Below are 9,581 nucleotides of genomic sequence, written 5' to 3'. Positions count from 1 at the left end.
AGAAAAAATTGGTTGTTCTGTTGGACCGAAATCGGTACAGAGCATGTCGGCTGGCGTTATCCAAAGCCTCATAGTCACCTGCCGCTTGCATGATATCAACGTGAACGATTATCTGGCTGATGTACTGCTGCGTATTAGTCAACATCATGCCAGCCAGGTACACGAACTGACGCCACGGTATTGGAAAACCAAGTTCGCTGACAACCCGCTGCGCTCTGACCTCTTTGCTTTACCCGCCACTTCGGTAGAATAGCCTCCAGACGGAGGCGATATGCGCATAGAAGACTTAACCTTAGACGAACTGCACGACTTGAACGAGCTGATCTGGAAGCGGATTGAGTACTTGCGTTTGCAAAACAATATTAATGTCCTAGGCCAGCTACGTTTAGGCCAAAAGTCCACTTCAAAGCCAAAGAAGGCCAAGTGTTCGGGGTGGTAATCAAAATCAACAAGAAATCAGTGATGGTGGTCAGCGACGATAATCGCCAGTGGAAAATCCCGCCGGGAATGCTGCGGATCATGAAAGAGGTCTAGTCAGGATGGTTAGCAGAAATCTATAAGGCGTCAATACGTCCTAGAATGAACGCTTACAGATCACAGGATCAATTTCCGCCGAATCAGGACGCTGCTTTCAGACACTTTACCTTCAACGTTGAACCCCTCTGAAGCTTTTGTATGTGCGTGTTCACTCTAACTACCGTCATTATTCAAGTTTTAAGTAACCCACTCATTCGCTCAGTTTTGTTTGATACCATACGCCTTATTTCAGAATCTGTTGCAAATAACATAAACCCTTTTTTAGCGCGGGTAATAGCAGTATAAAGAATCTCTCGAGTTAAGAGGCTTCGTTGATTTTCAGTAGGCTCGGGGACAACTAACATGCAATGCTCATATTCAGACCCTTGCGATTTGTGAACTGTCATCGCGAAGACTAATTGATGCTCTGGTAAAATACGCGTATTGATGAAACGATAATTCAGAGATCCATTTTCATCAGGCTCAGTTGCTGGAAAACAAACGGTTTTACCTTCTTTATCTAAACAAATTCCTATGTCACCGTTATAAAGTTTTAACGCATGATCATTGGCTGTAATTATAATTGGTTTACCCACATACCATGTATCTGCTGCACCCAATGATAAAGCGCTTTCTATTGTTAAGTTAATACCTTCAACACCAAGCTTTCCTTTACGAAATGGCGAAAAAACTTGCCACTGTTCAAATGCTAAGAAAACGTTTTCAATACTGCTATGATCAACATCGCTAAACGATGAAATAACCGATTTATAATGGTCATAACCTGATATTGATTTCGCCAATGCTTTCTCAATATCACCTATGTCAACATCGCTGACATTATCATCATGTAATAAAGCTAAAACTCTTTCTTCCTCCCCTTTATTGGTTAACGCCGCAAGCTTACCTATGCCACTATTACTTGAAAATCGATGACTCTCAGTAAGCTCCGTACATGCTTGACTTAACCAAGTCTTTTGACTTAAAGCAGCCGCTGCAACAATTTGTGCTAAAACGTTGCCCGCCTCCACAGACGCTAGTTGATAAGGATCACCCAACAGTATCAATCTTGTTGTTGGTCTAATGGCGGCTAATATTTCCTTCATCAGCATCACATCTAACATTGATGCTTCATCCACAATCAAAATATCAACATTCGCTTTTTGGCCGCGATTAAAACGGCTTTTTCTAGTCGTAGGGTTAATACCAAGAAACTTTTGGACGGTTTGAGATTTTTCAGGGATAGAACCGACTATCTCTTTGTCAAAACCACGTAAATCTTGCAGCCATTCCTTTTTTTGCTTTACGATAGATTCTTTAACTCTTGCAGCTGCTTTACCTGTAGGCGCTAATATTTCAATATTTAGTTTGCTTTGCCCCTGATGATGATACTGCTCGATCAATAACGCCAGCACTCGCACTACAATGGTTGTTTTACCTGTACCAGGCCCACCAGTGATGACAGATAAATTTTGCCGCAATGTATTAAGGATAACCATTTTTCCTGCATCACTGATGTGCTGCAAAAGAGCGATTTTTTCTAATATATGCGCTTCATTGATTACCGATTTTTGCTCAACTAATGCCTTGAGACTAACTTCAATATCGCGCTCAGCTTTAAAATACTTATTTAGATATAAACGGTCGTCTTGCAGTAAAATAACTGCTCTGTCACGGTCAGATTCTGAAGCACGTGAAAACCATGATAGTTGCTCTGCCAATCGTTCAAAAACTGCCTTTATATCATCGCTTAAGTAGATGCAGCTACTACCCATCACCACGCTACTGCTTAACTTAACTAAACTTGATTTCAATGCAATTCTGTCTGGCAAATCAAGAACTGTATCTTTGATGTGACCGAGCAATAGATCTGCTAATCGCTCATGTGATTGCAATAAATCGCTCATATGCACCCCGCCATATCAGAATAGTTTTCGGGTAAAAAATAATTTGCCAGTTGGTCAATCACTTGTTTTTTAGGGCAGTGAAAGAACACCCCTTTGCCTTTATAGTCTGGATGCATCCCACGCATGTAGAGGTAAAAGGCACCTCCAAAATGTTCTTCATAGTTATAATCATGGATACGTTCAGATAAATGTAAATGTAAAGCTAAGCAATATATTAAATACTGCAATGTATAGGCTTTTTTGTCGTTATTTTGTGCTAGCGCATCTGTGTTATAAGCGTCATGATCAACACCTAAATGATTACTCTTATAATCTGCTAAATAATATTTTCCGTCATGACAAAACACTAAATCAATTGATCCCGTTAACATGCCATAGATAGTAGGTCCTTTTAATCCTTTTAAGCTATAACCCAATTTTTCCAGCAGGTCACTTAAACCACTTTTGGAAAAAGAAGGGCTAAGTGCAAAGGTAAAGCTTAACTCTGAACGCCATTCCTTTAAATTTGCCAGTGCTATTTTGGTGCTACCAATGTCTAAAAATGGTGTCATTATCACCTCTCGCATCCACTGCGTATATTTAGGTAACTCCTCTTCAAGCTTATCGCTTTTTAATATAACCCCGTTGGCTTTTAGCTCATGCCGCATCAGTTGAGTTAATTTATCTATGGTTTCTTTTGAAATAGTCGCACACCATTGAGTGAAATCAGTGTATTCCAGAACATTGTGCAAAGCAGTCCCGATATTTGCGCCTCTGGCCAAAGCAAAACGACTTTTAGGCGAATGGTTGGTGTCTTCGGCTGTGATCTGAGACTCATCCTCATCTTTCATCTCAATACTGTAACCACGAGAAAGCATAGAGAATGAACTCGTACCCATACGCTGTTCAATCTTACCTGAAAAGAGTTTACCGACCTTTTCGTAATCTAATGATTCATCTAAAGCGCACTGCTCCACCTTATTTGCTAATGCACAATCATGGAGGCTGATACATCCCGCGTTCGCTTTGCTTAATGCTTTTACAAAATTCTCATGTGCAAATTTTACTGAAAGATTGTCCGAGTCCGTCGGAAAATACCAAGCTAAAGGTGATTTATTATAAGCGCTACTAGGAGTGTGTTTTTTAGGCTCTTGTGAATCAATGAAAAATAGCACTAAATGGCGAGATGCTCGTGTTAACGCTACATAAAAAAGGCGCAACTTCTCATTTAAGAGTTCTTGTTTTTGCTCTTCTTTTATTTCTTCGCAAAAACCAAATAATACCTTACCTTCGATGTCGTGCATGCTGTACAAACCATCTCGAATTTGCACTGAATCTCGCCAGGCAAAAGGTACAATAACAACCGGATATTCCAAACCTTTAGATGCATGGATAGTAATGATTTTCACTCGGTCCTCATCACTTTCCAATCGAATCAAACTTTCATCTGATGTGTCTTCTGCCGCAATCGCACGTTCAAAACGAGCCAATAATTTTAGCCCACCACCAAACAAAATATAATTTTCTTGTAAAATCTCTAACAACTGAGTGACATTAGTTGCCTTTCTATCGTTTTCTAATTTCATAAGACTTTGCGTAGCGCCTATCAAATTAAACCAACGTGTTAAAGCTACTAAAGGGCCTAAATTTATAAACGATTCATTTAACTCGTGGAGTGTAGCTATCCATTGCTGAAGAACAACCTCGTTATTAATCACTTTATAAACTTTTCCGTAACCTAAACCATTCACTTCAGCAAGTAGGGCTGCTTCAAAATAACGAGCATTTTGTGGCTCTAATATGGCTCGCAAAATCAGCCAAATATCATAAGCCTCTGGCTCTTTATAAATAGACTCTTTTGATTGCGTTAATGTGGCTATACCAAGATTTAATAACGCAGTTTTTAGCAACTTTGCTTCACCATGGCTATTAACTAACAAGGCAATATCACTGGGCTTTAAAGCTCGGAGTTTAGCTTTATCATTATCTTCACTTAAAAAACATCGCGCCTTATCAGATAGGCTTAGCAGCTTATGAATATAATCTGCTGCCCTCTTTGCAGTTATTCGTTGCCTTGCAGCTGAATTAAGAGAGCAATCTTCATTATCCGGAATGTATTCTCCCGCTATAGCTACAAGCGGCTTTAACTTACCCTCATCTTCAACCATTAATAATGGCTTTTCTGCTTTGGCTTTTACATCAGTAAACTGAATTTGAGCTTGATTAAATGCGCCCTGCTTATTTCTCTTATGATCTTCACATAGAGGCTGTTCAAAAATCGCTTTAATCCCAACCACGAGTTTATCAGCAGAACGATAATTAGCATCTAAGTTATAGGTATTATCCGCATCCTTTTTGGCTTGCAAATAGGTGTAAATATCCCCTCCTCTGAAGGCATAAATAGCTTGTTTAGGATCGCCCACCATTAGTAAACCATAATCATTTCCTGAATATATATTATTAAATAAACGGTATTGAAAAGGGTCTGTATCTTGAAATTCATCAATAATGGCTAAGGGTAACTTTCTTCTTATAAGCTCAGAGACTCGAGGGTCTTCACTAACTTCAGCGGCAAGTTGAATAAGTCGATCAGAATAAATATTACCGGTATTGCTCTCGTATTTGTTTAATCGTTTTAACAGTGACTCAGTGCTTTTATAAAAGAATTGGTAATCCACTAAAGGAATACTTATCTTTCTAGTACCATTGAAATTATCGCACAGTCCAAAAAAAGCATGCTTCTTTACCTCAGCCTCTAATTCCCTCAATAACGTTTTATCTGCTTTAGCACTTATTTTTCCTGTGCTATCTAGCCTACTTGAAGCAAAAAATTTAAGTGTAGTGGCAGCAATGTTTGTGTGCTCATCTTCAATAGCAAATAAATCATCCAATGCTTCTAAAACCTTAGCTTCATTATTATATGGGGTGTTATAAACGACAGAATACTTATTAAAAAACTGAACCAGTTCTGCACGTTCAGGGCGACGCTCAAAAAAGGTTTGTTTTAAAAGTGAATCCTGGGGTACAGATAAACTCACTACTCGGCTTGATAAAACTTTTTTATAAATCGTTTTATGTTTAGCTAAATTGTCTATGAGTGATTGATAATAGCTATCACCTTGAGCAACATTTTCACGCCACACATCCATAATCGACTCGTTGATTACTTCACTATCAGTCGATAAAGTGATCGCTATCGGTAACCCTGAATCAATAGCAATACCTTTACAGAGGTCTGCACAAAAACTATGTATCGTAGAAATATTGGCAAAACTAATATGGCTTAGCGCTTTTTTAAGCAGACCTAAACAATATTTCTTATTACCTCCATGCAAGTTAAAAGCAGCGGCTAAAACATCACCTAAAGCAGCATCTTTAGAAATATCATCCAAGTAATCGATTGCTTCTTTAATGCGCTGCCGAATACGCTCTATCAACTCTTCTGTAGCGGCATTGGTGAAAGTCACTACTAGAATTTCTTCAACGGCTAGAGGCTTATTATGAGGTGTTCCCACACCTAATAAAGCTCTTAAATATAACAACGCCACCGTAAAGGTTTTCCCCGTACCGGCGCTAGCCTCCAATAAGTTTTTCCCTTGCAAAGGAACAGCTAAATATGTAGGTTTGCGATCAATCATTCTGCGTCTCCTTGCACCACTTCAATCCATTGTGGCTTTGACCCGGGTTCATCAGCAGTTTTTCCTGGTTTCAAGTATTGGAAATGCTCAATAAACTCTTCACCTCTATCAATCGCTGATACATCATTACTAAGCAGCAACATCGCTTTCGATAGGCGCAGATTTGAAAATGGTCCAGCGCTATCGTCTAGCATTTGCTCAAAGTCATCACGATATGTATTGCCCGCATTGATTTTAGAAGCCAAACCTATATCCAAAGCAATAGGATTATTCATTACTGACTTATATAAACTTAACCATGTTTCTAGACTATTTTTACCTGATGCGGTATCTGCTTCTAAGCGATACAACTTATCTTGGCAAGCAAGATAGCTACTGTTGTAATTAACCTGTTCCTCGTTCTTTAATGCCTCAGCTATGCGTGTATCAACAATGGCACGCATCAGGTATTTTTCAGACACGTTTTTACCACTTTTCTGCGCTAAGTGGATAACATCAGCAGTACTTGCATCACAGAATAAATTAATCTCGCCAACTAGATGAAGAGCTCTTCCATCAACATCCAAAGTTAAATCTACAACTTGCAGAGTAGGCTTTTTTTGCGCTTTAATTTTCAAAACATTATCTAATACGGCTTTTGCGGTATCGCCCCAGCTTTGCAAAGATTTTTGAGCAAAATAATCATTTTCCATCAAACCCGAGGCGAGATAAGGCAAGTTCAAATCCGCTATCATCTCGGCATTAATTTCACCCAGCTCTAAACCTCTTTGTAGTAATTCATCAATGAATTTCCAGCGCGTTAATGGGCTAACAGCCATTGGCTCTTCATCCCCAGTTTCAACCTCAAGATCCGGTAAATCTACATTAAAGCGCGTTTTGAAAAACACTTTTGCAGGATCTTCTAAGAACGCTTTTAACATTTGAACTGTTATCTGCTCAGGCATTTCCCAAGGCGGCAAGGTGGGTTTATTATCAATATCTTTATCCACTAACAGTGAATTCTGTGACTGAAAGTTTTGATAAGTGTAAAGCTCGCGATTTTCTTGAAAATATGCTTTGCTATAGGCTTTCATTGGATGTTGTGGGACTATGGCTTTTTGAAGTTCCACATCAGGCTGAATGAGATCTAATAATTCCTGTAACACTACACTGGGAATTCGCTTTGCATTACTACGCAAATCCCGACCGACATAAGAGCAATAAAAACGCGAACCACAATTTAGCAAAGCCATCAAGAATGTATCTTTATCTTGCTCAGTTTGATTTCTATCACCTAATCGTGGCTGCCTAATTGCCAGATTAATACTATCTGCTGCTGGTTTGCGCGGAAAGTCCGCTTCATTGAGTCCTAGTATAGCAATCACTTTAGCTGGAATACCTTTTAAGGCACCAAAGGAACCAATGTTGGTTTTCCCAAAACGGTATGCAAAGGCCGAAGTCACTGAGGCCTCTATGGCTTGCCGTAACTGAGAGCTAACGTAAGCATAGTTATAGTTCAGTTCAGCATTAATAAAACCACGTTCAAATTCTACGATTAGATGATACCAAGCATTTAAACTATCCAACTCTTTGTGAGGCACATCAACAAAAGTGTCAGCTAAACCTCTTAAATACTCAGCCCACTGGGAAGCAGAATAAGATTTTACTTCTCCTTCGCTGTCAATGCACACATCGCGCCACTTCGCTAATGCATCCATAAACATGATCAACTTACTTAAAGTCGCTGACTGTAATGCTGAAATGCCTTCAATTCCATATATGTTCTCATCGCTAAGACCCAAGCCAATGCCATCTAGCGACAAGCCAAGCACCATTCTGTCAACCGCTTTTTGTAGCGTATATCTATCATACTCAGGTAATTTCAATTGCCTTAACGTTGTTTTATCTAAGCCCCAATGGGCATTTGATTGGGTAAACCAAGCATGTATTTGCTCAACATCTTCATTACTTAAATCAAAACGTTTCTTAACCACTGGCTGATTTAACAAATCAATCACGCTGCTTAGCTCATAACGGGTACGAGGCAGATCAATCAAACTCATTAATACAGAAGCGACATCGCTAGTTGCAGCATTTACGCCACACACTTGAAAAGGGATAGCTTTAGCTGATGATTGGTTTTCAAACACTGCATATACATAGGATGCATAAGCATTAATATCTGGACACATCACAATCACATCATCGGGTTTTAGCGATGTGTCTTGGTTAAATTGCTCTAGTAAATAATCATACAAACCTTCAACTTCTCTAAAACGGGAAAAATGGGCATTAATGCTAATACTACTATCCAAACAACCACCAATTTGAGACTCATGGGTACGTGGAAGTTTACGGTTATTTATTAACTCTGCTTTAATATGGCTTAGAAGGTCTTGGGATAAATCATCTGCAGTTTCTTGCTGACTTGTTTCGTGGGGTCTTTCAATCCCCAGATTAGAAAACAGCAACGCTTGCTGGCGCGAGGCACCACCCAAAGATGCTAATAGTGCTTGCCCTGAATAATAGGCCTCTTGCTTTAAAACTAACTGCTGATTTTCAATTGCAACATTTTCAGTACCAAATAGTTCTTTCGAGACAGGCTGCCAAAAATAAGATACAGGTATCTGCTGGCTCAACAATTTTACTTGAGCCAAGGTTGCTACATCCAATTGGTTTACACCAAAAATCGCAAGTTGCCTCAATCCTTGCAAAGCATTCGTATTTTTTTCCTCCAGCATTGTCTTAAAAGATTCAGTTAATTGAGCACGATGTAACAATGTGTTTTGTGGTAACTCTTCGCATATTAATCGCCACAGTTCAGCCTGCCAAAGTTCGGTAGCATCATTTAGAATGAGTGTTTTCTGTTTCCAAGCATCAAGCCAATCAGAGCGATAGGTTTGATAAAGTTCAAAGGTATCCGCCAATGAAAAACATAGCTGCGCCAATGACTGCGCTTGATCTTGTTTGCTTAACCAAACTTTCAGTACCCTCAAAGGATGAGAGCTATCTACCTCTTTTTCATTCAATTCAGATAACAACTTAAATAGAACTGCCGACAACTGCCGCTTATCTAACAAGCCAGCCTGCTCAATAGCGCCTCGTCTAAATGTATTGTTGAGAAATTTATACAAAGATTCAAAACGAATAGCAGAACTAATTCCGATAAGCTTAACTATCTCAGCGTTAAGCCAGTTCTCTATAGATTTGTTTGGTACCGCGATAATGTATTCACCAAAAGCACCTAATTTATTATAGTGTTTTTTATAATCCTGCAATAAAGCATCCAGAAGGTACTTGATATTCGTGTTTGCGATAATATCCAAAGTTTAATCCCTTATAATATCTTTGTTATAAAATGCATAATTACATTTAAAAAGAAAATATCTCACGCTGTTCAAGTCCAAGCAACTTAAAAAGTGAAAATGAGAACATTGCCTTATTTTTCAAGCTATGATTAAACGCCACTCGAATCAGAGTGGCGTTTTTATTCAACAAAATAGTCAGTAATTCAAATACATTTACTCTTTACAAGCCATTGGCAAGTCATTTAACCCCGTGG

The 9,581-nt window shown here is 39.0% G+C and carries 3 protein-coding genes and 1 pseudogene; 1 reads left to right on the top strand and 3 read right to left on the bottom strand.

The features are described from left to right. Positions 1–253, top strand: a pseudogene (locus NWQ57_RS16415) (transposase domain-containing protein); the annotation flags it as partial. A gap of 454 nt (positions 254–707) precedes the next feature. Here the strand turns inward: NWQ57_RS16415 and recD are convergent. From recD to NWQ57_RS16400, 3 genes are read right to left on the bottom strand one after another with little or no spacing between them, the layout of a single operon-like run. Continuing rightward, complete coding sequence (gene recD / locus NWQ57_RS16410) at positions 708–2,423, bottom strand: exodeoxyribonuclease V subunit alpha (protein ID WP_306023246.1); 1,716 nt, start codon at positions 2,421–2,423, stop codon at positions 708–710. Beyond that, a complete protein-coding gene (recB, locus tag NWQ57_RS16405; RefSeq protein ID WP_306023245.1) occupies positions 2,420–6,040 on the bottom strand; it encodes an exodeoxyribonuclease V subunit beta in 3,621 nt (1,206 codons plus the stop codon). Before recB ends, recD begins: the two co-directional genes overlap by 4 nt. Next, entirely contained in the window at positions 6,037–9,345 is a 3,309-nt protein-coding gene (locus NWQ57_RS16400) for an exodeoxyribonuclease V subunit gamma (protein ID WP_306023244.1), read from the bottom strand. The genes recB and NWQ57_RS16400 overlap by 4 nt, the downstream gene beginning before the upstream one ends. Positions 9,346–9,581: the final 236 nt, after the last annotated feature.

It is taken from the genome of Paraglaciecola sp. (genome assembly GCF_030730205.1).
Classification (GTDB): Bacteria; Pseudomonadota; Gammaproteobacteria; order Enterobacterales; family Alteromonadaceae; genus Paraglaciecola.
The sequence above is the reverse complement of the archived record's forward strand: the minus strand, read 5'-3'. Positions and strand labels throughout refer to the sequence as shown.

Excerpts from the sequence above, each read along its gene's own strand:
- recD (WP_306023246.1), bottom strand. The coding sequence starts at position 2,423 with ATGAGCGATTTATTGCAATCACATGAGCGATTAGCAGATCTATTGCTC.
- recB (WP_306023245.1), bottom strand. The coding sequence starts at position 6,040 with ATGATTGATCGCAAACCTACATATTTAGCTGTTCCTTTGCAAGGGAAA.